We start from the raw sequence: 360 nt of genomic DNA on the forward strand, positions 1-360 counted from the left end.
GAGGTCCTCGCCGTGAACGTGTGCCGTGTTCATCTTTCCAAGTCCGGATATCTTTCGAAGGAGCGCCGCGGCAAAGGGTTTCACGAAGGAGAGAAAGTGCTCGCGGCCGATAAGCTCTCTGCCCGCGGGTATGGAGAGGAAGATGCCAGCCGACCCGGTGCTCAGGGACCTCTTGCAATACGCGACGAGGTTCTCCGTGATAACCTCCAGGGCCTTGCGTGTTGCCTCGGGTTCGTTTTCCATTAAATGAACGATGTTCTCGCCGGCCAGGCTCCGCTTCAAGGTGTGCCAGGGGTCAAAGACGGTATCGATGAAGTAGGCGTCCCCGGCCAGTTCCCTGCCGAGAAGCTTCAGGGCGCT

At 59.2% G+C, this 360-nt stretch carries 1 protein-coding gene; it reads right to left on the bottom strand.

All coding sequences use genetic code 11. From position 1 onward, the window contains the following. Window positions 1-360, bottom strand: a 360-nt coding sequence (locus GTN70_11765; GenBank protein ID NIO17635.1) for a hypothetical protein, incomplete at both ends; no start/stop codon positions are given.

The organism is Deltaproteobacteria bacterium (genome assembly GCA_011773515.1).
GTDB lineage: Bacteria > Desulfobacterota > Deferrimicrobia > J040 > J040 > WVXK01.